The sequence below is a fragment of the Streptomyces sp. NPDC023157 genome (assembly GCF_055560575.1).
Map to the genome: position 1 here is coordinate 123,831 of NZ_JBVHIL010000003.1, position 25,069 is coordinate 148,899.

The 25,069-nt window shown below is 73.1% G+C and carries 19 protein-coding genes; 10 read left to right on the forward strand and 9 right to left on the reverse strand.

The genetic code is table 11. From position 1 onward, the window contains the following. Positions 1-2: 2 nt before the first annotated feature. From ACZ3ZE_RS11845 to ACZ3ZE_RS11855, 3 genes are all read right to left on the reverse strand, one after another. On the reverse strand, positions 3-947 hold the full coding sequence (locus tag ACZ3ZE_RS11845) for an ABC transporter permease (protein ID WP_361625763.1): 945 nt from the start codon (positions 945-947) through the stop codon (positions 3-5). A gap of 3 nt (positions 948-950) precedes the next feature. Then, positions 951-2,543: an ABC transporter substrate-binding protein gene (locus ACZ3ZE_RS11850; RefSeq protein ID WP_467258716.1), complete on the reverse strand. Its 1,593-nt coding sequence runs from the start codon at positions 2,541-2,543 to the stop codon at positions 951-953. A 525-nt stretch (positions 2,544-3,068) separates the two neighbouring features. Next, entirely contained in the window at positions 3,069-4,307 is a 1,239-nt protein-coding gene (locus tag ACZ3ZE_RS11855) for an ROK family transcriptional regulator (RefSeq protein WP_361167339.1), read from the reverse strand. Between the two features lie 400 nt (positions 4,308-4,707). On the opposite strand from ACZ3ZE_RS11855, the gene ACZ3ZE_RS11860 reads away from it, so the two are divergent. Next, positions 4,708-5,682 (forward strand): TauD/TfdA dioxygenase family protein, encoded by a 975-nt coding sequence (locus tag ACZ3ZE_RS11860; RefSeq protein ID WP_467258719.1) that lies wholly within the window; start codon positions 4,708-4,710, stop codon positions 5,680-5,682. Continuing rightward, a complete protein-coding gene (locus ACZ3ZE_RS11865) occupies positions 5,682-7,100 on the forward strand; it encodes a sulfatase-like hydrolase/transferase (RefSeq protein ID WP_467258722.1) in 1,419 nt (472 codons plus the stop codon). Before ACZ3ZE_RS11860 ends, ACZ3ZE_RS11865 begins: the two co-directional genes overlap by 1 nt. Before the next feature lie 27 nt (positions 7,101-7,127). Here the strand turns inward: ACZ3ZE_RS11865 and ACZ3ZE_RS11870 are convergent, their stop codons facing one another. Further along, positions 7,128-7,502, reverse strand: coding sequence for a cupin domain-containing protein (locus ACZ3ZE_RS11870; protein ID WP_361167330.1), 375 nt, complete (start codon positions 7,500-7,502; stop codon positions 7,128-7,130). 435 nt (positions 7,503-7,937) lie between these two features. Between ACZ3ZE_RS11870 and ACZ3ZE_RS11875 the strand changes: the two genes are divergently transcribed. After that, positions 7,938-8,321: a VOC family protein gene (locus tag ACZ3ZE_RS11875; protein ID WP_361167327.1), complete on the forward strand. Its 384-nt coding sequence runs from the start codon at positions 7,938-7,940 to the stop codon at positions 8,319-8,321. On the opposite strand, the gene ACZ3ZE_RS11880 is transcribed toward ACZ3ZE_RS11875, so the two are convergent. Further along, on the reverse strand, positions 8,296-9,531 hold the full coding sequence (locus ACZ3ZE_RS11880; RefSeq protein ID WP_361167324.1) for a cytochrome P450: 1,236 nt from the start codon (positions 9,529-9,531) through the stop codon (positions 8,296-8,298). The two genes, ACZ3ZE_RS11875 and ACZ3ZE_RS11880, sit on opposite strands and share 26 nt — an antisense overlap. Before the next feature lie 387 nt (positions 9,532-9,918). On the opposite strand from ACZ3ZE_RS11880, the gene ACZ3ZE_RS11885 reads away from it, so the two are divergent. The 3 genes from ACZ3ZE_RS11885 to ACZ3ZE_RS11895 all read left to right on the forward strand — a co-directional run bounded on the left by ACZ3ZE_RS11885 (position 9,919) and on the right by ACZ3ZE_RS11895 (position 12,348). Continuing rightward, the gene (locus tag ACZ3ZE_RS11885) at positions 9,919-10,278 is read left to right on the forward strand and encodes an SPW repeat protein (protein ID WP_361167321.1); all 360 of its coding nucleotides are present in this window, start codon (positions 9,919-9,921) and stop codon (positions 10,276-10,278) included. Positions 10,279-10,474: 196 nt separating this feature from the next. Next, entirely contained in the window at positions 10,475-10,831 is a 357-nt protein-coding gene (locus ACZ3ZE_RS11890; RefSeq protein ID WP_361167318.1) for a DUF805 domain-containing protein, read from the forward strand. Positions 10,832-11,058: 227 nt separating this feature from the next. Continuing rightward, positions 11,059-12,348, forward strand: a complete 1,290-nt coding sequence (locus ACZ3ZE_RS11895) for an ATP-binding protein (RefSeq protein WP_361167315.1) — start codon at positions 11,059-11,061, stop codon at positions 12,346-12,348. Between the two features lie 37 nt (positions 12,349-12,385). Here the strand turns inward: ACZ3ZE_RS11895 and ACZ3ZE_RS11900 are convergent, their stop codons facing one another. The 3 genes from ACZ3ZE_RS11900 to ACZ3ZE_RS11910 form a co-directional block, all read right to left on the reverse strand. Next, entirely contained in the window at positions 12,386-12,874 is a 489-nt protein-coding gene (locus ACZ3ZE_RS11900) for a GNAT family N-acetyltransferase (protein ID WP_361167312.1), read from the reverse strand. 62 nt (positions 12,875-12,936) lie between these two features. Continuing rightward, on the reverse strand, positions 12,937-14,124 hold the full coding sequence (locus ACZ3ZE_RS11905) for a threonine synthase (RefSeq protein WP_361625751.1): 1,188 nt from the start codon (positions 14,122-14,124) through the stop codon (positions 12,937-12,939). A gap of 67 nt (positions 14,125-14,191) precedes the next feature. Further along, a complete protein-coding gene (locus ACZ3ZE_RS11910) occupies positions 14,192-15,865 on the reverse strand; it encodes a hypothetical protein (RefSeq protein WP_467258725.1) in 1,674 nt (557 codons plus the stop codon). A gap of 213 nt (positions 15,866-16,078) precedes the next feature. On the opposite strand from ACZ3ZE_RS11910, the gene ACZ3ZE_RS11915 reads away from it, so the two are divergent. After that, a complete protein-coding gene (locus ACZ3ZE_RS11915; protein WP_467258728.1) occupies positions 16,079-17,509 on the forward strand; it encodes a PP2C family protein-serine/threonine phosphatase in 1,431 nt (476 codons plus the stop codon). Between the two features lie 72 nt (positions 17,510-17,581). Here the strand turns inward: ACZ3ZE_RS11915 and ACZ3ZE_RS11920 are convergent, their stop codons facing one another. After that, positions 17,582-19,072 carry a DNA-binding protein NsdB gene (locus ACZ3ZE_RS11920; protein ID WP_361167300.1) on the reverse strand — a complete coding sequence of 497 codons (1,491 nt, stop codon included), beginning with the start codon at positions 19,070-19,072 and terminating at the stop codon, positions 17,582-17,584. Between the two features lie 236 nt (positions 19,073-19,308). Between ACZ3ZE_RS11920 and ACZ3ZE_RS11925 the strand changes: the two genes are divergently transcribed. The 3 genes from ACZ3ZE_RS11925 to ACZ3ZE_RS11935 all read left to right on the forward strand — a co-directional run bounded on the left by ACZ3ZE_RS11925 (position 19,309) and on the right by ACZ3ZE_RS11935 (position 25,059). Next, positions 19,309-20,436 (forward strand): aminoglycoside phosphotransferase family protein, encoded by a 1,128-nt coding sequence (locus ACZ3ZE_RS11925; RefSeq protein ID WP_361167297.1) that lies wholly within the window; start codon positions 19,309-19,311, stop codon positions 20,434-20,436. 332 nt (positions 20,437-20,768) lie between these two features. Continuing rightward, the gene (locus ACZ3ZE_RS11930; RefSeq protein WP_363292731.1) at positions 20,769-22,697 is read left to right on the forward strand and encodes an N-acetylmuramoyl-L-alanine amidase; all 1,929 of its coding nucleotides are present in this window, start codon (positions 20,769-20,771) and stop codon (positions 22,695-22,697) included. Between the two features lie 160 nt (positions 22,698-22,857). Further along, a complete protein-coding gene (locus ACZ3ZE_RS11935; RefSeq protein WP_361167291.1) occupies positions 22,858-25,059 on the forward strand; it encodes a terpene synthase family protein in 2,202 nt (733 codons plus the stop codon). Positions 25,060-25,069: the final 10 nt, after the last annotated feature.

Consider the following 25,069-nt stretch of genomic DNA (forward strand, 5'->3'; position numbering starts at 1 on the left):
GGTCACTCCCACCTGATCCGGGGGTCGAGCCAGGCGTGGACGAGGTCGGTGAGCAGTTGGACGAGGACGAAGACGGTGACGAGGAGGAGCAGCAGGTCCTGGACGACGGGGTAGTCGCGGCGGACCAGGGCCTGTTCGGCGAGCTGGCCGAGGCCGGGCCAGGCGAAGATGGCCTCGACGAGGACGGCTCCGCCGAGGAGATGGCCGGTCTGCATGCCGAGGAGGGTGACGACGGGCGGTAGCGCGCCGGGCAGGGCGTGGCGCCACAGGATGCGGCGGGGTGCGATGCCGGCGGCGGTGGCGGTGCGGACGTGGTCCTCGGTGAGGGCGCGTTCGATGCCGTCCTTGAGGTAGCGGCCGAGGACGGCGGCGCTGGGCAGGGCGAGGCAGAGGGCGGGCAGCAGCAGGTACTGCACTCCCAGGTCGGGCGCGGTGAGGATCGGGACCCGGCCGCCCGGCGGCAGCACGCCGAGGACGACGGCGAACAGCAGGACCAGCAGGACGCCGGAGACGAACGGCGGTACGGCGAGCGCCGCCGTGGTGACGACCCGCACCGCCCCGCGCACCCAGGAGCTGCGGGCGGTGGCGCCGAGGACTCCGAAGGCGCCGCCGAGGAGCACGACGAACAGCAGGGCGCCCAGGGTGAGTTCGACGGTCGCGCCGAGTCCGTCGCCGATGAGGTCGGCGGTCTGGCCGCCGATGGCGTACGAGGGTCCGAGGTCGCCGGTCACGAGGCCGCCGAGCCAGTGCGCGTACTGGCTGAACAGCGGGGCGTCGAGGCCGAGTCGGGTGCGGATGGCGGCGACGGTCTCCGGAGTCGCGTCGGGGCCGGCGAGGGAGCTGGCGGGGTCGCCGGGGACGAGCCGGATGAGGGTGAAGACGAGGAAGGAAGCGAGGAGGAGGACGAGGAGGGCGGAGGGGATCCTCCGCAGGAGGTGGCGGCGCATCGCTCAGCCCGCCAGGTAGGCGTCGTCGAGGTTGAGGTAGGAGAACTTGTTGAGGGCGACGCCGTGCAGCTTGGCGGAGGCGACCTGGACGTTGCCGCGGATGACCAGGTCGATGATGAAGGCCTCGTCGAGGAGGAGGTCGGAGATCCGGGCCTGCAGGGCGTTGGCGGCGGCGCCGGTGGCGCGGCTGGTCCAGGCCTCGCGGACGATCCGGGTGTACGCGGCGGAGCGGAACTTCGAGGTGTTCTTGGCCTCGTTGAAGGGGTACGCGCTGACGGCGAGGGTGGACGGCTGGACCTGCGCGAAACCGTGGCCCATGGCCCACAGGGCGGGCATGTTCTGCGAGATCAGGTTCTTCTGGGCGGTGGCGGGGTCGGTGGGCTGGAGGGTGACGTCGACACCGGCCTGCTTGAGGTCGTACTGGATCGACTCCGCGAGCGCCGTCTCGCCGGGCAGGCTGACATGGAGCAGCGGCAGCTCCAGCCTGGGGTGTCCGGCGGCCTTGAGGAGCTCGCGGGCCTTGCCGGGGTCGTACGTGTAGTGGGTGCGGCCGCTCTCGGTGAACGCGGGCGAGGACTTCGGCCAGGGCGCGGCGGAGGCGAGGCCGTAGCCGCCGAGGGCCTGCTTGAGGAGGCGCTCACGGTCGATGGCCCAGGCGAGGGCCTGGCGGACCAGCTTGTCGTCGAGGGGGGCGACGGTGGTGTTGACGCCGAGGTAGTAGGCGCCGGCGCCGGTGTCGTAGCTGGTGAGGGTGAGGTCGGGGTTGTTCTTGACGACGGTGAGGCTCTTGCCGGGGACGCTGAAGGAGAGCTGGGACTGGCCGGAGCGCAGGGAGGAGATGAGCGCGTCGGCCTGGGGTATGACGCGGAGTTCGACGCCGTCGAGGTAGGGGCGGCCGGGCTGCCAGTACGTGTCGTTGCGGGTGAGGCTCACTCCGGTGCCGGGGCTCCACTTGGCCAGCTTGAAGGGGCCGGTGCCGTTGAGCCGCTTGCCGGTGACGGCGTCCTCGATGCTGTTCCGATCGGTGACGATCATGAACTCGAAGAGGTCGAAGAGGTTGTTGACCGGGTGGGCGAGGCGGAGGGTCAGTTCGTGGTCGCCGCGCTTGTCGAAGCCGGTGATCGCGGCGGCGGTGGTGCGCAACTGGGCGGCCCTGAGCGGGTTCTGCAGGTTCTTCACGGCGAAGACGACGTCGTCTGCGGTGAAGGGGCGGCCGTCGTGGAAGGTCACTCCGGTGCGCAGCTTGAGGGTGATGCTGCGCCCGTCCTGGGCGTACTCCCAGGAGGTGGCGAGCTCGGGCTGGGGGCGGAGCCGGTCGTCGTAGCGGGTGAGGGTGTTGAACAGCAGCCGCTGCTGGAGGGACTGGTTGCTCTGGGCGAAGAGCAGGCTGGGGGTGAAGTCGCTGTTGACGGCGACGGTGACGGTGCCGCCGCGGCGTGGTCCCGCCGCGGCCTTCGGGTCGGTGGCGCCGGACTCGGAGACGGCCGAGCGGCAGCCGGCCAGACCCAGCCCCAGGAGCAGGGTCCCACCGCCAGCGGCGCGCAGGGCGGTGCGGCGGGAGGGGGTGCTGGGCGTGGAGGGGTACAGCTCGGTCATCGGATGCCTGCCTGTGAGAGGGAGGGGAGGGCGGAGGTAAGGAGAGGGAAGGGGGAGGGAAGGGGGAGGGAAGGGGGGAGGGAAGCGAAGGGATGGGGAGGGATCCCCGGATCGGGCGGGGGCTCGTGGGAACCGGCGCGGAGGAACAGCTCCGCGAATTACTTCCGCTGCGGGAGAAACAAACCCCTGGCAGGAGAAGGGAACTCAGGAGCGGGCGCGACGGGAGGACCGGGAGGGCCGGAGATCCCTGAGGGGGTCAGGAACGGAGCTTGCCCGCTACCCGGGAGCGGATGCCGGGCGTGCCGCGGCGGGCCGAACGCGACGCGTTCGGTGGCCCGGAGCCCGGGAGGAAGGCGGAGGCGTGCGGAGCGGACCGCTCAGAGGCGGACGGCACAGACCGCGCTGGCCTGTCGACAGAGGTCGACGTGCCTGCGGCAGATGAGGCGCATGTCCGGATTCACGGGAGCAATATGGCAGCGGCTTCCCGGCCGGGTCAACCAGGCTTGTCCGGATTCTGAGACAACCTCAGCTGTAAGCCGCCTTCACCGACAGCCTTTCGATGCCCTGAAGAGGGTTCCTGAACAGGGGATTCAGCAGAACCGTGCCCGCCGCCACGGGCAGGGTGGCTGGTCCGGCATGTGGACTGACGATCCGTTCGGGGTCGTCGCAGACGTGCGAGAGGTCGATCGCGGCGCCCCTGATCTCCTCCAGGTACTCCGGGTCCAGGACGCTGGCCTGCTCCGTGACCACCACCAGGTCGGGGTTGAGCACGTCGAGCAGCAGGGCGACCGCCCGCCCCACCGCGCGGGCCCGCTCGCGCAGGAGCCGGTCCGCGCGCCGGTCGCCGGCCGCCGCCGCGTCCACCACCAGGGACACGTCCGGTTCGGGCACGATCCCCCTGCGGTACGCGGTCTCGCCGACCCAGGTGTTCGACGCGGTCGCCTCCAGGCAGCCCGAACGCCCGCACGGGCAAGGCGTGGTGGAGTCCGGAACGGGCAGGTGGGCCACGTCTCCGGCGGCCGAGCCGGGCCCCTGGTGCACGACTCCGGCGATCCCGAGGGCGGCGTCGACCACGTTGCCGATGAAGAGGTGGACCAGGCTGCGGCGCGCCTCGGGGCGGCCGAAGAGGATCTCCGACTGGGCGATGGCGCGGGCGTGGTTGTCGACCCGTACGGTGCGCCCGCCCAGGCCGCCGGTCAGTTCGGCGACCAGCGGCCGGTGGTACCAGCCGAACGCGTCGTGGCGTACGACGTGCCCCCGGTCGGGGTCGACCCAGCCGCCGACAGCCGCTCCGACGCCGAGCAGCGGGCGCCCGTCGGTGTACTCGGCCAGAAAGGCCCGCATCTCCCGGGCGACGGTGCCGGGCAGGGTGCGCGGGTCGACCCCGGCGTGGCTGAGGGTGCGCCGGGCGAGGACCCGGCCACGCAGGTCCACCAGGCCCAGGGACGAGGCGGGGACGCCGAGATGGATGCCGCCGGCGACCGGGCCGCCGGTCGTGCCGAGATGCAGGTCGACGGGGATCTGCGGGCGGCCCACTCCCCCGCCCTCGGCGTACTCGGGCAGTTCGTGCAGCAGTCCGTGCCGGAGCAGGTCAGTGGCCTGACGGGAGACGGCCGCGGGGCTGAGTCCGGAGAGCCGGGCGATGCCGCTGCGGGCGACGGGCCCGTGGTCGAGGACGGTGCGCAGCACGGTGGCGGCGTTGGTCTCGCGCCGGCCGTCCCCGGCCATGCGCGGGGTGTGGGGGGTGGGAGAGGTGAAGGTCATGAAGGCCTCGTCTCGGGAGTGCTGCTCAGTGTTGCCACGGCGTGAAATCCCCCGGCGCCGCGCGGGACGCCCGCCACGGGCGCGGCCGGACCACTCGCCGTGCCCCTCCGTACCGGCGAAAGCACTGGTCACAAGGGGTCTGGCGGAGTCCGGTGGGCGGCTGCCCGGTGCCGGAGGAGAGGCCGATTCAACCACCACGGGGCGATCTTCGCCGGGCCTGTGGATCGTTGACGGTCCGCCGGGAGCCCTGCGATGGTCCTGGTCGTCGCCCCGCCGCACCAGCCGGCTCTCCGGTGCGCACCCCGTGGCGTCTCGCCAGCCCCTCCGGTGCCCGCCCTCTGGCGCCTTCATTACTTCCCCTGCGAAATTAACTCCGCACCCTGTCCCGAAGGGATCCGTCATGTCGACCACGACCGCCCCCACCACCGCCACCGCCACCGCCACCGCCACCGAACTCACCGTCCGCAAGGTCGGCGGCAGGCTCGGCGCCGTCATCTCCGGTGTGCGGCTCGGCGGCGACCTCGCCCCCGAGACGGTCGCCGCGATCCGCGCCGCCCTGCTGGAGCACAAGGTCGTCTTCTTCCGCGACCAGGACCACCTGGACGAGGACTCCCACGAGGCCTTCGGACGCCTGCTCGGCACGCCGGTCGCCCACCCCACCGTCCCCTCGTCCGACGGGCGTTACTCCTTCCCCATCGACTCCGACTACGGCGGCCGGGCCAACCAGTGGCACACCGACGTCACCTTCGTCCCCGCCTACCCGGCCTTCTCGATCCTGCGTGCCGTGGTCATCCCGCCCTACGGCGGCAACACCCTGTGGGCCAACACCGCCACCGCGTACGAGCGCCTCCCGGAGCCGCTGCGCGTCCTGGCCGAGGGGCTGCGGGCGGTGCACTCCAACGACTACGACTACGCGGCCCTGCGCCCCGACACCCTGCCCGAGCAGCTGGTCCGCTTCCGCGAGGTGTTCGCCTCGACGAAGTTCCTCACCGAGCACCCGGTCGTGCGCGTCCACCCCGAGACCGGCGAACGCACCCTCCTCCTCGGCAACTTCGTGCAGCGGATCAGCGGGCTGACCGGTGCCGACTCGCGCGCGCTGGTCGACCTGTTCCAGTCCCACGTCGAGCGCCCGGAGAACACCGTCCGCTGGCAGTGGCAGGTCGGCGACGTGGCGATCTGGGACAACCGGGCCACCCAGCACTACGGCGTGGACGACTCTGACGCCCACGACCGCAAGCTGCGCCGGGTGACCATCGACGGTGACGTCCCGGTCGGCGTGGACGGGCGCTCGTCGGTCCTGCTCGCGCCCGAGGGCGTGCCCGACCCGGCCTTCGGCATCGCCTCCGGCGCCTCGACGGCGCGGCCCGCCGTCTGATGCCGCCCGCCGCCGCCCGGCCGAGCGTCGTCGTCGTCCTCACCGACCAGCAGCGGTGGGACACCACCGGCGCGCACGGCAACCCCGCCGGGGCGACCCCGGAGTTCGACCGGCTGGCCCGCGAGGGCACGCTGGTCGAGCAGGCGGTCACGCCCAATCCGGTGTGCGCGCCCGCCCGTGCCGCGCTGCAGACTGGCCGCTATCCGACGGCCACCGGGGTGTTCCGCAACGGACTTCCGCTCGGAGCGGAACTCCCCACGCTCGCCGGGACCTTCGCCGAGGCCGGGTATGTCACCGGCTACATCGGCAAGTGGCACCTGGCCGGCGAGGACAACCCCGACGGCCCGGTCCCGCCCGGCCGGCGCGGCGGCTACGAGCGCTGGCTCGCCTCGGACCGGCTGGAGTTCACCTCCGACGCGTACCGGACCGTGGTGTACGACGAGGAGGGCGAGCCGGTCCGGCTGCCGGGGTACCGCTCGGACGCCCTGATCGACGCGGCGATCCGCTTCGTCGCCGATCACCACGAGCGGCCCTTCCTGCTCTTCCTCTCCCTCCTGGAGCCGCATCACCAGAACGCCACCGACTCCTACCCGGCGCCCACCGGCTACTGGGAGCGCTACGAGGGCCGGTGGCTGCCACCCGACCTCGCGGCGCTCAGCCCCGGGGCCGAGCAGGGCGGCGCGCACCGGCATCTCGGCGGCTACCTGGGCCAGATCAAACGCGTCGACGAGGGGGTGGGGCGGCTGCGGGACACGCTGCGCAGCCTGGGCATCGAGGACGACACGCTGCTCGCCTGGACCGCCGACCACGGTTCGCACTTCCGAACGCGCAACGGCGAGTACAAGCGCTCCGCCCACGAGGCCTCGGTGCGCGTGCCGTTCGCGCTCACCGGACCCGGCTTCCGCGGCGGCGGCCTCATCCGCCATCCGGTCTCCACGGTGGACCTGATGCCGACGCTCGTCGACGCGGCGGGCCTGAGGATCCCGGAGGGCGTGCAGGGGCGTTCGCTGCGGCCGCTGGTCGGCGGCGGGTCCGACCCCGAGCGCCCGTACTCGGTGTTCGTGCAGATCAGCGAGGACGTGATCGGGCGGGCGGTGCGCACGGAGCGGTGGAAGTACGTGGTGACGGCGCCGCCCGGTCCCGATCCCTGGCGGCAGCCGGACGCCGACCGCTACCGCGAGAGCGAGCTGTACGACCTGGCGGCCGATCCGTACGAGCTGGAGAACCTGGCCGGGCTCACCTCGCACCGGCGGGTGGCCGACGGGCTGCGGGACGCCCTCGCCGCCTGGCTGCGCGAGGTGGAGGGCGCCGAGCCGGTCATCGAGGCGGCTCCGCCGCGCACGCTCGACCAGCGCTCCCCGGACTCCTTCCCGCACGGCCGGGTGCCGTGGGAGGGGGTGCGCTTCGGGCACGCGTGACGGCGCCCCGTGGTCCGGCCGGGAGGGTCAGGAGCCGGACGGTACGGCGTAGTCGCCGAAGCCGACCCAGTCGAGGGCCACGCAGGGCTCGTCGCCGAGGACCCAGGCGTCGTGTCCCGGCTGGATCTCGTAGAAGTCGCCGGGGCCGAGCTCGGAGCTGTCGCCGTCGCCGTCCATGACCACCTTGATGCGGCCGCTGACGACGTAGCCGACGTGGTGCGCCTGGCAGCTGTCGGTGCCCGCGATGGGCTTCACGTGCTTGGTCCACTGCCAGCCCGGTTCGAACACGGCCCTGCCGATCTGGCCCTTGTCCGTGTTGAGCAGGTCCAGCCGGCCCTTGCCGCCGTCGAAGGGGCGGGTCTCGTCTGCGGAGTCGAAGCTCCTGGAAACGATTCCGGTCATCGTCGTCCGCCTCCCGGCGGTGGAACGTGGGACCCCGAGTCCACTTCCAGGCTACGCCGCGAGTGCCTGGCGCACTTCCCGCGCCGGGCCGCGCGCCGGGCGCCCGCCAAGACCCGTGCCGACCGGCGCGGACCGATGCCGACCGGCGCCGGCACAGACGCCGACGCCGACGCCGACACCGACACCGACACCGACACCGACCGACGCCGACCGGCCGGGCCGTGGCCGTAAACCGCGTTGTCGTACAAGATCGGCGCGGGCTACCGTGGAGGCATGACTGCCGGGTCGGCCATGGGCCGTGAGCGAGTGAGGCGCCCGGCTGTGGCGTGAGCGCCGCCGGGTGGTGTGCGCGGGGTCCGCCGCGGCCGTCCCTCCCGTACCGCGTGTACGGGACAGGAGACAGTCGACAGCGCTTGCCCTGTGAAAGGACCCCCCATGAGCGTCGAGCTCAACCACACCGTCGTGTACGCCCGTGACCGGCGGGTCTCCGCCGAGTTCCTCGCCGAGGTGCTCGGTCTCACGGTCGGTGCCCCGATGGGCCCGTTCCTGCCGGTGGACACCGGCAACGGTGTGACCCTGGACTACTACCAGCAGGGTGACGAGCCCTTCACCCCCACCCATTACGCGTTCCTCGTGCCGGACGAGGAGTTCGACACGATGATCGAGCGTCTCGAGCGGATGCGGGTGACGTACTACTCCGATCCGAACCACACCGATCCGGGCCGGATCAACCACCGTTACGGCGGCCGGGGCGCCTACTTCGACGACCCCGACGGCCACAACATGGAGATCATCACCCGTCCGTACGCGCGCCGTTGACCACGATCGGCAGCCGGGCGAGCCGCCGGACGAAGAGGCTCGGCAGGTAGGCGGGGGCGATGCCTTCCGGCAGTGTGAGGTCGCTGGTCGCCGCCAGCAGGAGGCGCAGGGCGACCACGGCCTCCAGGCGGGCCAGGTGGGCGCCGAGGCAGAAGTGGATGCCCCGCCCGAAGGCCGTGTGTCCCTTCGGTCCCGGCCGGTCGAGGTCGAGGGTGTCCGGTTCCGGGTGGGCCGCCGGGTCGCGGTTGGCCGCGCCCCAGAGCAGCATCAGCCGTGCTCCGGCGGGGAGTCGCACCCCGCCGAGCACGGCCGGGCGCGTGGTGATCCTGAAGTGGCCCCGGAAGGGGCTCTCCAGGCGCAGTGCCTCCTCCACCAGCCGCTCGACCGCGGGCGGGTCCTTGCGCAGCCGGTCCTGGAGGTCGGGGCGTCCGGCGAGCAGTCGGACGGCGCTGCCCAGCAGGCTGGTGGTGGACTCGCTGCCCGCGATGACCAGTTGGAGCAGCATGGCGGTGGCCTCGTCGGCGGCGAGTTCGCCGCGGGCGCGGGCGGCGACGAGGGTGTCGACGAGGCCGCCGGTGGGTGCGGTCCCGGCGGCGTCGAGCCGGGCGCGGAGGTAGCCGAGGAAGTCCGCCATGCCGGCGCCGAGGCGGAGCATCCGGTCGGCGTCGGCGTGTCCGGAGAAGAGCTCGACACCGGCGTCCGCCCAGGCGGTGAGCCGCGTGGCGTCGGCGTCGGGGAGCCCGAGGACGCGGGCGATGACGAGGACCGGGAGCGGCGCGGCGAGCTCGGCCATCCAGTCGCCGCCGCCGCGCGCGGCGAGGGCCGCGATCCGGGGTGCGGCGATCTCCTCGACGGCGGTGCGCCAGGACTCCACGGCGCCGCGGCCGAAGGCGTGCCGGACGACGGCGCGTTGTCCGGTGTGGGCGGGCGGGTCGGCGGTGGCGAGGACGTCGGGCCCGGTGCCGCCGGCGTCGAGGAGGGCCGGGCGGCCGTCGTCGCCGGCGAAGAACAGCGCGGTGAGGTTGCTGGAGTAGGTGGCGGGGTCGTCGAGGACCTCCAGGACCTGGGCGTGCCGGGCGACCAGGTGCAGGCCGGCTCCCGGCAGGTGGTGGACGGGGCCCGCGGCGCGGAGCCGGGCGTAGAGGGTGTGCGGGTCGTCGAGTGCGGCGGGGGTGAAGACGTCCTCGGCGAGGACGGGGGCACGCGTCATCGGGGCCTCTCCAGGGTCTGCGGTCCGGGCGCTCGGGCGGGCGGGCCGGGGACGGAGGATGGAGGACGGCGCGTGACGATTCAAGAGGGAATGCGCATATCGATGCGGCGCTTTTCTTGATCTTTCCCTGAACGCTTGTTGAACCTTCCCCGTCTTTGGCAGTTCCCGGCAGCGGGGGGTGTCGTTTTCTGTGCACATCCCTTATCGGGCAGATCTACACATAAAGGCCAGATAAGCGCACAATGAAACCGCGGCATCCATGCCGCAAGCGCGGTCAGACGTGCAGGACGCCAGAAGGAGGCGAGTCGTATGGCCGACGTCTCTCACCGTCCCGGTGATATCAGTGGACACCCCGACGCGGGAGAAATGCGGGACCGTTATGCCCGTGTGCTGCAGACCCGTGGTGTGGCGGCGGTCGAGGAGCTGGTGATCCTCGCCGGAATCTACGCCGCGGTCTCCGCGTGGACCGTCCACTTCGCCGCCGCAAAGCCGGAACTGGCCATCAGCAACCTGATCGTCGGCATCGCTCTCGCCGGCCTCGGGCTGTGCATGTCGATGGCCCCGGAGCGGTCCCAGGACCTCAACTTCGTGGTCCTGCTGCTCGGTGCATGGCTGATCGTCTCCCCGTGGGTGGTCTCCCGGGACGCCGGTACCGGCGCGATCCTCAGCAATGTCATCACCGGCGCGTGCGTCTGTCTCTTCGCCCTCACCGCGGGCGGACTGCTCATGAGCAAGAGAACGACGTGACTCCGATCCTCTCCCGACCACGGCGTCGCCTCCTCGCAAGAGAAGGCGACGCCGTTCACTTCCGTCGCGCCCGTATCTGTGAACGGCCACCACCCGGTAACGGATTGACCCACGTGGTTTCAGCCACATAAGTTCTGCGTAAAGCTAGCTCCACAGGGGCAGGCCCCACTCACGATCCGTTCCTTGGGGGGACTAAGTGAACTGGTACCTCGACGTTCTCAAGAAGTACGCGGTATTCACCGGCCGGGCGCGGCGCCAGGAATTCTGGATGTTCGCCCTCTTCAACCTGATCGCGGCGATCATCGTCATGATCGTCGACATGGCTCTGGGCACGTACCCGCTGCTCTACGCGATCTACGGCCTCGGCGTGCTCCTTCCCAGCCTGGGCGTGGCCGTCCGGCGCCTGCACGACACGGGCCGCTCCGGCTGGTGGATCCTGATCGACCTGGTGCCGCTCGTCGGCTTCATCATCCTGATCGTCTTCCTCGCCACCGAGGGCGACTCCCAGCAGAACGCCCACGGCCCGAACCCGAAGCTGGCCCCGGCCCACTGACGGCCCCGTCCCGTACGCCGAAGCCCCTGTGCGCCCGTCACGGGGGCTTTTCGCGTGCGTGGAGACCGCCCGCGTCGGGTCCGCCCGCGTCGGGTCCGCCTGCATAGAGCCGGTACGGCGCGTTCGCCCGCGTCCCTTGTGCACGATGGCGCAGGACCCGCCCCCGCCGCCCCACCTAGCCTCGCCGTCACGGAGCGCGACAGCAGCAACGAGGGGCGGTACCACCGGTGAACTGGCTCATCCACGACTACCGCGAGAGCGATCTCGCCGCCGTCGTCCATCTCATCGACACCACGGCCGAGCTCGGCCAGGAGTCGGTCTTCTCGCTCGCCGAGTGCATCGGCGCCCTGACCTCCCGCCAGCCGGCCGTCGTCGCCGTCCACCAGGGCGCCCCCATCGGTGCCGCCCTGGCCTGTGTCGCCGGCGAGCGCGCCTGGGTCATGCGGATCGCGATCGCGTCGGCGTGGCGGGGCCGCGGCCTCGCGAGCGCGCTGCTCGTCGAGCTGGAGCGGCGCCTGGTGGCCGCCCGGGTGGGGCGGATCGCCTATGTGCTGCCCGAGGAGGAGCTCGTCGGCGAGGGGCTGCTCAACGCCGGGTACACCCGGCAGCCCGCCGTGGCGTACTTCGAGAAGGTCGAGCCGCTGCACGGGCCCGCCGCGAACCTCCTCGACGACCTCGGCGGGCGGCTGCTCCCCGCCGACCTGTGGGCGAAGGTCGCCGGCATGGAACGCGAGAAGGACCTGATCGAACGGCGTGTCGTGCTGCCGCTCGCCGAACCCGAGCGGGCCGCCCGGCACGGGGTCAGGCCGCCGCGCGCCCTCGGCCTCTTCGGCCCGCCCGGCACGGGCAAGACGACCTTCGCCCGGGCCATCGCCTCCCGGCTCGGCTGGCCGTTCGTGGAGATCCTGCCGTCCCGGCTCGCCGACGAGGGGAACCTGGCGGCCGCGCTGCGCTCCGCCTTCGCCCGGATCGCGGAGCTGGAGCGGGTGCTGGTCTTCATCGACGAGGTCGAGGAGATCGCGCCCGTACGCACCGAGCCCGCGCAGCCCGGGGGGACGCACGGCGTGACGAACGAGCTGCTCAAGCTGATCCCCGGCTTCCGGGAACGGGACGAGCGGCTGCTGGTCTGCGCGACCAACTCGATCCGCTCCCTCGACCCGGCGTTCCTGCGCCCGGGACGCTTCGACTACCTGATCCCCATCGGCACCCCGGACAAGGGGGCCCGGGCCGCGATCTGGTCCCGCTACACCGACGCCCGGCCGGACGTCGACGTCGACGAACTCGTCCTCGCCAGCGAGCTGTTCACCCCCGCCGACATCGAGCACGCGGCCCGGATCGCCGCGCAGAACTCCTTCGAGAGGGACCTCGTGTCGGTCGGCTCCCGCACCGGGGACGGGCCCGCGCCGGGCGCGACCACCCGGGACTACCTGGACGCCATCGCCCAGTGCCGGCCGACGGTCACACCCGAGATGATCACCCAGTTCGAGTCCGACATCACCACACACGCCCGGTTCTGAGCGGCCGGGCGCCGGGCGGCCACGGCCGGGCGGCGCCTCAGGCGCGCCGCCGTCGGTACAGCACCTGGTGCGCGTCCCACTCCACGAAGGAGTCGGCGTGCGCCATGCCCACGGACTCCAGGAGACGCCGCGAGCGCGCGTTGGCCTCCTGGGTGACCGCGACGACACTCGGCGTGTCGCCCAGGGCCCGCTCGACGGCGGCGGCGACGGCCTCGCGGGCGTAGCCCTGCCCCCAGTGCTCGGGCAGGAACTGGTAGGACACCTCCGTCTCCCCGTCCCGCGCGCCCGCCTCGACGGTGACCAGTCCGAGGACCGCGCCGTCGGCCGCCCGCTCGACGGCGTGGAAGCCGCTCGCGCCGACGATCCGCCGCTGTCGGATGCGCACCACGGAGTCGATCACGGGCCCGCCCAGGTGGCGCCGCACCTCGGGGTCGGTCCACAGCCGCGTCACGGCCGGCAGGTCCCTGGCCTTCACGGGGCGCAGGACGAGCCGCTCGGTGCGGAGGGAGGCGGATGCAGGGGCCATGCATCGATGATGCCAGGCCCGCCGGCCCACCCGGACCCGCGAGGGCCCCCGCCCGCGGTTCCCTACGCCAGCAGCGCCTTCACCTCGGCCCACTCCAGGTCCATGGGGGCGTGCGTCTCGCGCGCGGTCGCCGTGTCCTTGTAGCCACTGGACGTGACGACGCAGACGACGGGGCCGTCCGTCTCCCGGGGTCCGTGGGCGCGCAGGCTCGCCAACCCGGCCGCCGAGGAGACCTCGCACCACATCCCCTGCGCGGCCAACTCTGCCTGTGCGTCCGCCATCTGAGCATCCGTCACCGTGCGGGCCGCTCCTCCGCTCGCGCGCAGCGCGACGACACCCCGGTAGCCGCTGATCTCGCAGTCGATGGCGTACGCGGCGGTCGGCCCGACCGGGACGCGGGCGGTGTCCGCCCCGGTGCGCATCGCCTCGGTCAGGGCGCCGGCGGCGGCCGGCTCGGCCGCGTACACGCGGGGAACGGATCCGGTGACGCCGAGCCTCGCGAGTTCCTGGAAGCCCTTCGTGACACCGAACAGCAACTCGCCGTACCCGGTGGGCAGATGGACGGCCGCCGGGGCGCGTCCCAGGTCGAGCGCGATCTCGTACGCGATCGTCTTGTAGCCCTCCGGTCCGAAGGGGTGCCCGGTGTGCGCGCTGTCCGTCACGCTGCTCACCGGCTGGTAGCCGAGCTCGTCGACGATCCGCCGCATCAGCGGGCGCACCGACGGACGCGGGGCGGTCAGCACGGTCGCGCCGTAGGCACGCAGGTGGGAGGCGACCGCCGGCGGGGCGTAGGCCGACGCGAACACCACGCACGGCAGGCCCGCGCGGGCCGCGTAGGCGGCGGCAGCGGCGCCGTGGTTGCCGGAGGAGGACACGACGATCCCGCGCGCGCCGGACGCCACGGCGGCGCTCACCGCGACCCGGTTCAGCCGGTCCTTGTGGCTCCAGGTGGGGTTGCGCGACTCGTCCTTGATCCAGACGTCGTCGCCGAGCGGCACCAGCGGCGTGTTCCCCTCGCCGAGCCCCGGCGCGGCGAGCGGCGGGAGCAGCGGCGCCCAGCGCTCCAGGCCGTGCGCGGCGGGGCGGGTGAACAGGTCGTCCGGGACCTGGTCGTAGGCGTAGTCGATGTCCAGCGGGTACGCGACCCGCTCGGTGGAGGTCACCGGACACCCGGCGGTCAGCGGCGGCCAGAGCGGGTGGCGCACGGCGGGGTCGAGCAGGGCGCGCTGGGCGGTGGCGAGAGAGGTCACGGCGTCCTTTCGTACGGTGCGGGCGGGAGGTGCGTACAAACGACGTGCGGGGCGCGGGGTACGGGCCTCAGCCCATCCTCCGCTGAAGCGCCGCGAGGGCGCCGGCGCGGCGGCCCGGGACGTGGCGCCGCAGCTCGACGAGCGCGGGTCCGAGGGCGCGGGCCCTGGCCGGGTCCTCGATCTGCTCCCACTGGTGGTGGGCCCGGTCCACGGCCCCCTCGACGTCCGGCTCGTCGGGGCCCTGCCGCAGGCCGAGCCGGGCCTGCGCGGCGGCGATCCACAACTCGCAGCTGCGCGCGGGCTCCCCCGCCAGCCGGGCCAGATCGGCCCGCACCTCCACCCAGTGCAACGCCTCCCCCGACCGCGCGCCGTACCGGCGCAGCGCCTCGCTCTCCCACGTGGCGGCCATCGCGGCGGCCTCCCCGTGCCGCCCGGCCATGGCGGCGGCCAGGATGGCGGGGTGCGGGTCGCCCCCGATGCCGGGGGCGGGCGGGACGGGCGGCTGCGCCGGCCGCTGGGGGCGGGGCACCGCAGGAGCGGACGCCACGGAAGGGGAGGCCTCCGGGCCGGGAACCGCAGAGGCGGGCGCCAGAGCGGTGGCGGGAGTCAGAGCGGTGGCGGGAGTCAGAGCGGTGGTAGGAGTCAGAGCGACGGAGGCCGCAGGGCCAGGGACCGCAGTGGCCGGAGCCACAGCAACGGGCGTCGCAGGTCCAGGGACCACGGAAGCCCGCGCCACAGGAACGGGCGTCGCAGAGTCGGGAACCACGGAGGCCTGAGCTCCAGCAACAGCCGCCGCAGAGCCTGGAACCACGGAACCCGGCGCCACAGCAACAGCCGCCGCGCCAGGAACCACAGAGGCCTCGGCCGGGGCCGTCGCCGCTCGCCGTTCCGGCACCGCGCGGGCGCCCGTCCCCCCCAGCCGCCTGGTCGGTGGCGAATCGACGCCGGCCTCGCCGGGCGGCGCCACCGGCGACACACCCAGGGGCGCCGTCGGCGACCCGCCCGGGCGTGTCATCGGCGCCACACCCGGGGGTGTCATCGGTGACCCGCCCGGAGGCGCCACGGCGGTGGCCCGGTGCGGCTCGCCCATGGGCGCCGCGGGCGCGAGCAGGAGCGCGTCCGCTGCGGACGCCGCGGCGACGGCCTCCGCGTGGAGGATCGGGAGCGGGGGCCGGGCGCCCGTGCGCCAGAGCGTGGCGAAGTGCCGGAGGTATTCCGGGGTCGAGGGGGCGCCCCGGCGCGGGAAGGGCGTCACGTGGGCGAACAGGGCGACGGACGGCCCCAGTTGGAGTGCGTTCGGGTCGGCGGCGAGGCGCTGGAGGAGTTCGGGTTCGGCCGCCAGGTCGGCGATGACGGTGGTGGTGCCGGGGTGGCGCGGGGCCAGTTCGCCGGCCAGCCAGTGCCAGGGAAGTCCCGTGTAGCGCAGGGTCGTCGGGGTGCTGCGGGCGAGCGCGAGGTGCGGAAGCCGTTGGCGGCGGTCGAGTTGGAGCTGTCCGGCGAGGCAGAGGGTGAGCGGGCCCGGGGCGGCGGCGGCCGCGCGCAGCCGGGTCAGGACGGTCTGCGGGTCCAGGGGGTCCGCCAGTTCGACGACCGTCGCCATGTCCGTGCCCGTGAGGGCGCCGGCCGGTACCGCCGCGAGCGCGGGCAGCACGGAGGCCGCGTCCATCGCCCGGCCTTTTCCGGCCGGTGCGGCCGCCAGCAGGAGGGCCGTACCCACTGTTTTCACGTCGTTGCTCACCACACCAGCACCGTAACCCGAGTCGGTGTGGCCGAAATGCCGATGGGTACCGGACGGTCACCTTGTGGGCCTTTGGCATATGCCAGAAGCACCACCGTATCGAGTGTTGCCAAATCCCTTACGAGGTGCCCCGGCCTGTGCGAAAGTCGTGACCGGGCTTCAACTTCATGAACTGGCCGTGCCGTGTGGTCCCAGTCGCCTGTATCGGAGTACGACATGCCGTCCCATCTGTTCGCGGACCGTCCCGCCCAGTCGCCCGAGCCTGGCACGGTGGACGCGCTGATCTCGCAGACGCGCCGGCTGCGGGGCGAGGTGGACGCGGTCCGCAGGGACTCGGCCGTGGACGAGGACGACCCGCACAACCGGTGGCAGCGCGCCCTCTGCGATCTGGCCGTCCACCAACTCGACGACCTCGGCGCGCACTTGGGCCAGCTGAAGACCGGCCTGCCCGTCGAGCACCCGGTCGACTCGCCCGCCGCGTACGCGGTACCGGCACCGCGGCCCGCCGGCTCGCTCCTCTCCCGGGTCGGCAGCGCCGAGTGGGATCTGCTCACCGACGACGTGCACTGGTCCGACGAGCTGTTCCAGATCTTCGGCCGCCCGCGGGAGCGCGGCCCCCTCTCCCTCGACGAGCTGCCCTCGCTGGTCTTCGCCGAGGACCAGTCGCTGCTCCAGGCGATGGTGACGGACTGCCTGATCGACGGGAAGCCCATCGACGGCGAGTTCCGCATCGTCCGCAGCGACGGCCGGGTCCGCACGGTCCACATGACGGGCGAGCCCGTCCTCGACTCCGACGGCTGCACGGCCTCGATGTGGGCCGTCCTGCGGGACGTGAGCGAACTGCGGCGCAGCGAGCGCGCGGTCCGCGAGAGCCGTGACAGCCTCCAGCGGCACCGGCAGATCGAGCACACCGAACGCCGGGTCGCCGTCGAGCTCCAGGAGGCCGTGCTGCCGCCGTGGCGCGGCTCGCTCAGCTTCGCCCACGACGGGCCGGCCCCGCTCGACGTCGCCGGCCACTACCTGCCGGCCGCGTCGACCGGGCTCATCGGCGGCGACTGGTACGACGCCCTCGCGCTCCCGGACGGGGACGCGCTGCTGACGGTCGGCGACCTGACCGGGCACGGCGTCGCCGCGACCTCCTCGATGGCCATGCTCCTCGGCGCGCTGCGCGGCATGGCGGTGGCCGGGATCCGCCCCGGCGCCCTGATGGGACACCTCAACCAGCTCCTGGAGACCACCGTCCAGCCCGCGCTCGGCAGCGCGATGTGCTGCCGCTACGACCCCACCTCCCAGGTCCTCACCTGGTCCCAGGCCGGGCACCCCGCCCCGCTGCTCTTCCGCGGCGGGACGGTGCGCACCCTGGCCAGGCCGGAGGGCGTGCTCCTCGGCGCGACGACGGGCGCCGCGTACGAGGAGGCCGAGACCCGGCTGCTCCCCGGCGATCTGCTCCTGCTGCACACCGACGGCCTCACCCGCACCGCGGGCGACGTGCACAGCGACGACGGTACGCGGCGGCTGCTGGCCCTCGCCCCGCGGCTGGCCGCCGCGCGCGACGCGCAGGACTGCGTCCGGTCGGTGGTGGAGGAGTTCGGCGAGGGGCCGCGCGAGGACGACGCCTGCGTGATGGTCGTACGGGTCGGCCGCTAGCCCCGTCCCCTGACTCCGAGGGCTCCGAGGGCGCCGACCTCGTATCCCCGCACAGCTCGCTCGCCCGGCGCCTCACACCTCTCCGGTTCGCGGGCGGTTCGCCGGCGCCTTCGGCAGCACGATCTCGATCTCCTCGCGCAGGTCCTCGATCTTCGTGTAGCCCGCGTACTGGCCGGTGAGCCGGTACATCTCGCGCAGCCGGTCCCAGGTGCGGTGCGAGGACGTGTCCCCCATCGACACCAGCGCGAGACGCGCGTAACGGTCCGCCTGCTCGGGGTCGTCGGCGATGAAGCAGGCCGAGGCGAGCGAGATGTGGTCGAACAGCTTCGACCGGTCGTGACCGTGGCTGCGCAGCTCGATCGCCAGCTTGGCGTGGCGCTGCGCGGGGACCGCGGCGGCCGGATCGTGCTCGGCCAGGGTGCGGTAGGCGAGCGCCTGCATGCCGTGCAGATCGGCCTCGTCGAAGTTCTGCATCCAGCTCGGCTTCTCCTCGCCCCGGTCGGAGACGAAGAGGTCCTCGGCCTCGCCGAGGGTGCGGCGCATCGCCTGGCCACGGCCCATCGACGCCTGCGCCCAGGCCTCGATGGTCTGGAACATGGCCTGCGTCCGGGGCAGCACCCGCTCCCCCGAGCCCGACTTGGCCAGCTTCATCAGGTCGAGGGCGTCGTCGGGGCGGCCCAGGTGCACCATCTGGCGGGCGGCGCGGGACAGCGCCTCGCCGGCCCGTGGCCGGTCGCCGCCCTCGCGGGCCGCGTGCGCGGCGATCACGAAGTACTTCTGGGCGGTGGGCTCCAGGCCCACGTCGTGGGACATCCAGCCGGCCAGGACGGCCAGGTTGGCGGCGACGCCCCACAGGCGCCGGTGGAGATGGTCGGGGTGGCGGTAGGCGAGCATCCCGCCCACCTCGTTGAGCTGGCCCACCACGGCCTTGCGCTGGAGACCGCCGCCCCGGGAGGCGTCCCAGGCGCGGAAGACCTCCACGGAGCGCTCCAGCGCGTCGATCTCCTCCGACCCGATGGGGGCCGCCTCGTAACGGTCGAACCCGGCGGGATCGGCGTAGAGGGGATCGACGGCGCGGGGGGTGGCGCCGGGTCGTGCGGGGTCGGTGTGGAGCCAGGCCTGCATGGCGTTGCTGAGTACGGAGCCGGCGGCGAGCGCGGCACCCGCGCCCACCAGGCCGCGTCGGTTGAGCATGAGGTCCATTCCCGTGAATTCGGTGAGGACCGCTGCCGTACGCTCGGGCGCCCAGGGCAGCCCGTCAGGGTTGTCGGTGTTCCTGACGTCCCGCCTCTTCCCGGCGCGCCCGTGTCGTACGAACCCGAGGTCCTCGATGGTCACGACACGGCCGAGTCGCTCGGTGAACAGCGCTGCCAGCACCCGGGGCACGGGATCGCGCGGGGTCTCCCCCATGTCGATCCAGCGCCGCACCCGCGAGGTGTCGGTCGACAGCTGGGGGTGGCCCATGGCCGCCGCCTGCCGGTTCACGAGTCTCGCGAGTTCGCCCTTGGACCAGCCGGCGAGGCCGAAGAGGTCCGCCAGGCGGGTGTTGGTCTGTCCGGTCACGTCTAAGCCCCCAGGTTCTCGGCTGAGTTGACAGTAACCCCCTGTCATAGGGCTGGCGACTATTCGCCAGGGTTCGCCAGGGTGCGCCCGATGTTCCGCCACCCGCGCCCGGGTGTCAGGTAGGAACGCGCCACCCCGCCCCGCCGACCGGCCCACATTTTCCCCAGGGTGCGGACCGTTCGGGGGGCGGGGCGGCGCACGCAACTCGTCGGCGCGCGAAGGGATCTGTCTCCTCCATGTACACAGCATCGTCCTCCGTGACCGCCCCGCCCCGGCCGCTGCACCGCACCGTCCCGGCCGGCCCCGGACCGTACCTCGCCCCCGTTCCGCAGGGAGCGCCACGGCAGAGGCGCTGGGCCGGGAGCACCGTCCAGCCGCCCAGCGGGAGAATCGACCTGTCCGGCCCCCAGGGCGCGCAGCTGCGCATGGCGATCGCGTCCGTCCAGCGGATCTGCCCCGAGTTCAACCCGGTCCAGGTGCTGCGACGCAGCGGCCGTTCCGTGCTGATCGTCGGGACGACCGGTCGGACCACGGCGGTCGCGAAGTGTTTACTGGACCACTCCCCCGCGTGGGTCGAGCGGTTCAGGCACGAAATAGCTTCCTACCGTTCCTTCGTCCGGCACCGTCCCCCGGTGCGCGCGCCGCGGCTGATCGCCGCGGACCCGGAGAACTGCACGCTGGTGATCGAGCGGATGCCCGGACGGGCGGCGGCGCTGACCCGCCACCCCGCCGAGGCTCCGCCCCGCGCGGACGTACGGGCCGCGCTCGGAGCGGTCGCCCGGCTCAACGCCTGGCGTCCGCCGGCCGGGACCTTCGACGCCCCGCTCGACTACGCGGCCCGGATCGCCCGCTTCCACGAGCTGGGCCTCTTCACCGACCGTGACCGCGACGACCTGCAGAAGCTGCTGCACGGACTGGCCCAGGCGGGCGGGCGGCAGGGCATGGGGCAGTTCTGCCACGGGGACGCCCTGCTCTCCAACATCCTGCTCTCCCCGGCCGGACCGGTCTTCGTCGACTGGGAGCACGCGGGCTGGTACCTGCCCGGGTACGACCTGGCGACGCTCTGGGCGGTCCTCGGCGACGCCCCCCTGGCGCGGCGGCAGATCAGCCAGCTGGCGCAGCAGGCGGGCACGGCCTCCCGGGACGCGTTCCTGGTGAACCTGATGATCGTGCTGACCCGTGAGATCCGTACGTACGAGACGGCGGTGCAGCGCACGATCAGGGAGGCGCCGCCGGCCGGTTCGGTCCCGGTGCCCGCCGGGGCGGTGTCGCCGGGCGAGGAGCACCGGCTGCTGCTGCGCCGGCTGCACGACGACTGCGCCATGGCGCGGCGGGCCGTGCGCGCGGCCGTCGGGACACGCTGAGGGGTCCCGGCACGAGACGGGGGAGGCGCGCCGCGCGTCCGGTGCCGACACACCGGACGCGCGGCGCGCCGGCGTTCGTACGGATCACGGTCACGCGCCCCCAATGGTCCAGTCCACTGACGCGTCGCAGGCGGGCGCACCGCCCGCGCGAAACTCCTCTGACGTGGGAAATCGACCTGCGCGACGGGTGATTGACGGATGGTCCGGGAGCCGCTACCCCTGTACGGGACCGGTCCCGCACGACGCCCTGCCCTCGTGGTCCTCACCCGTTGCTGGAGGCTGCCTTGCCCCGTATCGCGTCCCCTGGGTCCCCCAGACGTGTTCCCCGGGCGGTGGGCGCCCTGGCGTCCGCCGCCCTGTTGTTCCCGTTGCTGTCCGCCGCGCCGTCCGCGACCGCCGAGGAACCCGCGGCGGGCGCGTTGCAGCGCCAGTTCGCCGCGGCGGCCGAGCGGTACGGCGTGCCGCAGAGCGTGCTGCTCGGCGTGTCGTACCTCCAGTCGCGCTGGGACGCCCACGGTGGCGCGCCGAGCGTGACGGGCGGGTACGGTCCGATGCACCTGACGGACGCGGTGACCGCGCTCGCCGACGCGCCGCACCACTCGGAGGGCGGGGAGGACGCGCGCGGCGACGACGCGCGGGCGCCCCGCGTCGGCACCGGGGCGCACGCCCCGGCGGATGTCCCGACGGCGGCGGAGCTGCCGGCGCGGCTGCGGACCCTGGAGCGGGCGGCGGAGCTGTCCGGCCGGTCCGCCGAGGAGCTGCGGACCGGCACAGCGGCGAACATCGAGGGCGGTGCGGCGCTGCTGGCGGCGGCGCAGCGCGAGGCCGGTCTGCCGGCGAGCGCCGATCCGGCCGACTGGTACGGGGCGGTGGCGCGCTACTCCGGCGCCGACGACTCGGCGACGGCGGCGACGTACGCGGACGACGTCTTCGACGTGATCCGGTCCGGAGAGTCGCGGACGACGGACAGCGGCCAGGTGGTGACGCTGGCGGCGGACCCGGAGGTCGCCCCGGCGGCCGGCCAGGTCGGCGCGCTGGGGCTGCGCGCGCCCGTGCGGGGTGCGGCGGAGTGCCCGCGCACGGTGGCGTGCGAGTGGGTCCCGGCGCCGTACGAGGAGTTCGGGGACGGCGACTACGGCAACCACGACCTGGGGAACCGGCCCGCCTCGCAGTCCATCGACTACATCGTGATCCATGACACCGAGGCGAGCTGGGACACCACCCTGAAGCTGGTGCAGGACCCGACGTACGTGTCGTGGCAGTACTCGCTGCGTTCCTCGGACGGGCATGTCGCGCAGCACGTGGCGCTGAAGGACGTGGGCTGGCACGCGGGCAACTGGTTCGTGAACGCCAAGTCGGTGGGTCTGGAGCACGAGGGTTTCCTCACCTCGCCGGACTCCTGGTACACGGAGGCGATGTACCGCAGCTCCGCGCGCCTGGTGCGGTACCTGGCGAAACGGTACGGCATCCCGCTGGACCGGCAGCACGTCCTGGGTCACGACAACGTGCCGGGCACGGTGACCTCGTCGATCCGCGGGATGCACACCGACCCGGGCCCCTACTGGGACTGGGCGCACTACCTCCAGCTGCTCGGCCGGCCGGTCACGCCGAGCGCGGGCCCGGACGCGGGGGTGGTGACGATCCGTCCGGAGTACGCGGCGAACCAGCCGGTGTACACGGGGTGCGTGACGGCCGGTCAGGCATGTGCGCCCCACGGGAGCGGGGCCGTGCGCCTGCGCACCGCCCCGAGCGCCGACGCGCCGCTGGTGAAGGACATCGGACTGCGCCCGGGTGGACAGGACTCGACCGACGGGGTCAACGACACGGGCGCGCGGGCCTCGACGGGCCAGAGCTTCGCGGTCGCCGAGCGGCAGGGCGACTGGACGGCGGTCTGGTACCTGGGGCAGAAGGCGTGGTTCCACGACCCGAAGGAGCGGCGGACGGCGGTGGACGCGCGGGGTGTGGTCCTGACCCCGAAGGAGGGCCTGGCGTCGGTGCCGGTGTACGGGCGGGCCTATCCGGAGGCCTCGGCGTATCCGGCGGGCGTGCCGGTGCAGTCGGTGTCCCCGCTGCCGTACAAGCTGCTCGCCGGGCAGCGGTACGTGGTGGGCGGCCGCACCCCGGGCGAGTACTTCTTCGCTCCGACGTTCGATACCGCGGGGCATGCGGTCGTGCGGGGCCAGGAGGAGTACTACGAGATCCAGTTCGGGCACCGGGTGGCCTTCGTGAAGGCCGCTGACGTGCGGATCTCCCGGGTCTGACGGTACGGGGGACGGCGCGCTCCGGGAGTGCCGGCGGGCTGCGGCCCGGCCGGCACTCCCTGGCGTTCATATGACTATTTCGGTGTTCGCGTGCGGGCCCGGGTCGAGGGGTAATGCTCGGCCGGAACACCGCCCTCGCTCACCGAAAGGCCTCCCTGGCATGGCTCAGCCCTTCGTTCTGCCGGATTTCTATGTCCCGTATCCGGCGCGGCTCAACCCCCATGTGGAGGTGGCCCGCACCCACACGCGGGACTGGGCCCGGGAGAGGGGGATGCTGGAGGGCTCCGGTGTCTGGGAGGAGGCGGACCTCCAGTCCCACGACTACGCGCTGCTGTGCTCCTACACCCACCCGGACTGCGACGCGGACGTGCTCTCCCTCGTCACCGACTGGTACACGTGGGTCTTCTTCTTCGACGACCACTTCCTGGAGATCTTCAAGCGCCCCCAGGACCGGGCGGGCGGCAAGGCCTACCTCGACCGGCTGCCGCTGTTCATGCCGGCCGACCCCGCCGCCGGCATGCCCGAGCCGACCAATCCGGTCGAGGCGGGACTCGCCGACCTGTGGCGGCGGACCGTCCCCGCGATGTCGGAGGCCTGGCGGGTGCGGTTCGCCGAGGCGACCGAGCACCTGCTGTACGAGTCGCTGTGGGAGCTCGACAACATCAACGAGGGGCGGATCGCCAACCCCGTCGAGTACATCGAGATGCGCCGCAAGGTGGGCGGCGCGCCCTGGTCGGCGGGGCTCGTCGAGTACGCGGCGGGCGCCGAGGTCCCGGAGCAGGTGGCGTACTCCCGGCCGCTGCGGGTGCTGCGGGACGCGTTCTCCGACGCGGTCCATCTGCGCAACGACCTCTTCTCGTACCAGCGCGAGGTGGAGGACGAGGGCGAGAACAGCAACGGCGTGCTCGTCCTGGAGAAGTTCCTCGGCTGCACGACACAGGAGGCGGCGGACGCGGTCAACGACCTGCTGACCTCGCGGCTGCACCAGTTCGAGAACACCGCGCTCACCGAAGTGCCCGCGCTCTGCCTGGAGCAGGGGCTCGGTCCGGCGGAGGCCACGGCCATCGCCGCGTACACCAAGGGGCTGCAGGACTGGCAGTCCGGCGGCCACGAGTGGCACCTGCGCTCCAGCCGGTACATGAACGAGGGCCTGGTCCAGGACTCGTCGCCGTTCGGGCGGCCGCTCGGTACCTCCGCGCTCGACATCAGGAACCTCCTCGGCCCCCGCCAGACCGCGAGCCGGCTGCGCACGCTCACCCACCAGCCGCACCAGAAGGTCGAGAACCCGCTGCTGCCGGAGTTCGGCCTGCCGTATCCGCTGGCGGTCAGCCTCCACCACCGGGAGGCGAAGCGGCGTTCGGAGGACTGGGCGGAGCGGATGGGGCTGCTCGACGACATCTGGGACCGGCCGATGATGGAGGGCTTCGACCTCGCTCTCTGCTCGGCGGGGCTCGACCCGGACGCCACCCTGGAGGAGCTGGAGACCAGCGCCCTGTGGCTGACCTGGGGCACGTACGCCGACGACTACTACCCCCTCGTCTTCGGCCGCTCGCGCGACCTCGTCGGCGCCAAGCAGCAGACCGACCGGCTCAAGTCCCTGATGCCGCTGGAGGATCCGGGCGTACGGACCGTGCCCGCGTCCAACGCGCTGGAGCGTGCGCTGTCCGACCTGTGGGCCCGCACCGCGACACCGCTGGACCCCGCGGCGCGGGCCGAGCTCCGGCGCTCCCTGGACGTGATGCTGGACAGCTGGCTGTGGGAGCTGCACAACACGGCCCAGCACCGGGTCCCCGACCCCGTCGACTACCTCGAGATGCGGCGGGCCACCTTCGGTGCGGAACTGACGATGCTGCTGTGCCGGCTGGCGCACCGGCGGGAGCTGCCACCGGAGATCTTCCGGACGGGCACCGTACGCGCCCTGGAGAACTCGGTCGCCGACTACGGGGCGCTCGTCAACGACCTCTTCTCCTACCAGAAGGAGATCGAGGTCGAGGGCGAGGTGCACAACCTGCTGCTGGTCGTGCAGAAGTTCTTCGACTGCGACTACCCGGCCGCCGTCACCATCACCGACGACCTGATGCGCGGCAGGCTGCGCCAGTACGAACACGTGAAGAAGAACGAAGTACCGCTGCTCTACGCGGAGTTCGGGCTCGGCGCCGAGGGCCGGGCGGCCTTCCAGGCGTATCTGCGGGAGCTGGAGGACTGGCTGGCGGGCGTCCTGAACTGGCACCGGAGCGTACGGCGGTACGGGGCGGACGACGTCCGCTCCGGCAGCGGCACCGCGCTGCTGCGCCGGGGCCCGACGGGGCTCGGCACCTCGGCGGCCCACCTGGCCGCCGTCTTCGGATCACCGGTGCGCTGACGCCGGTACG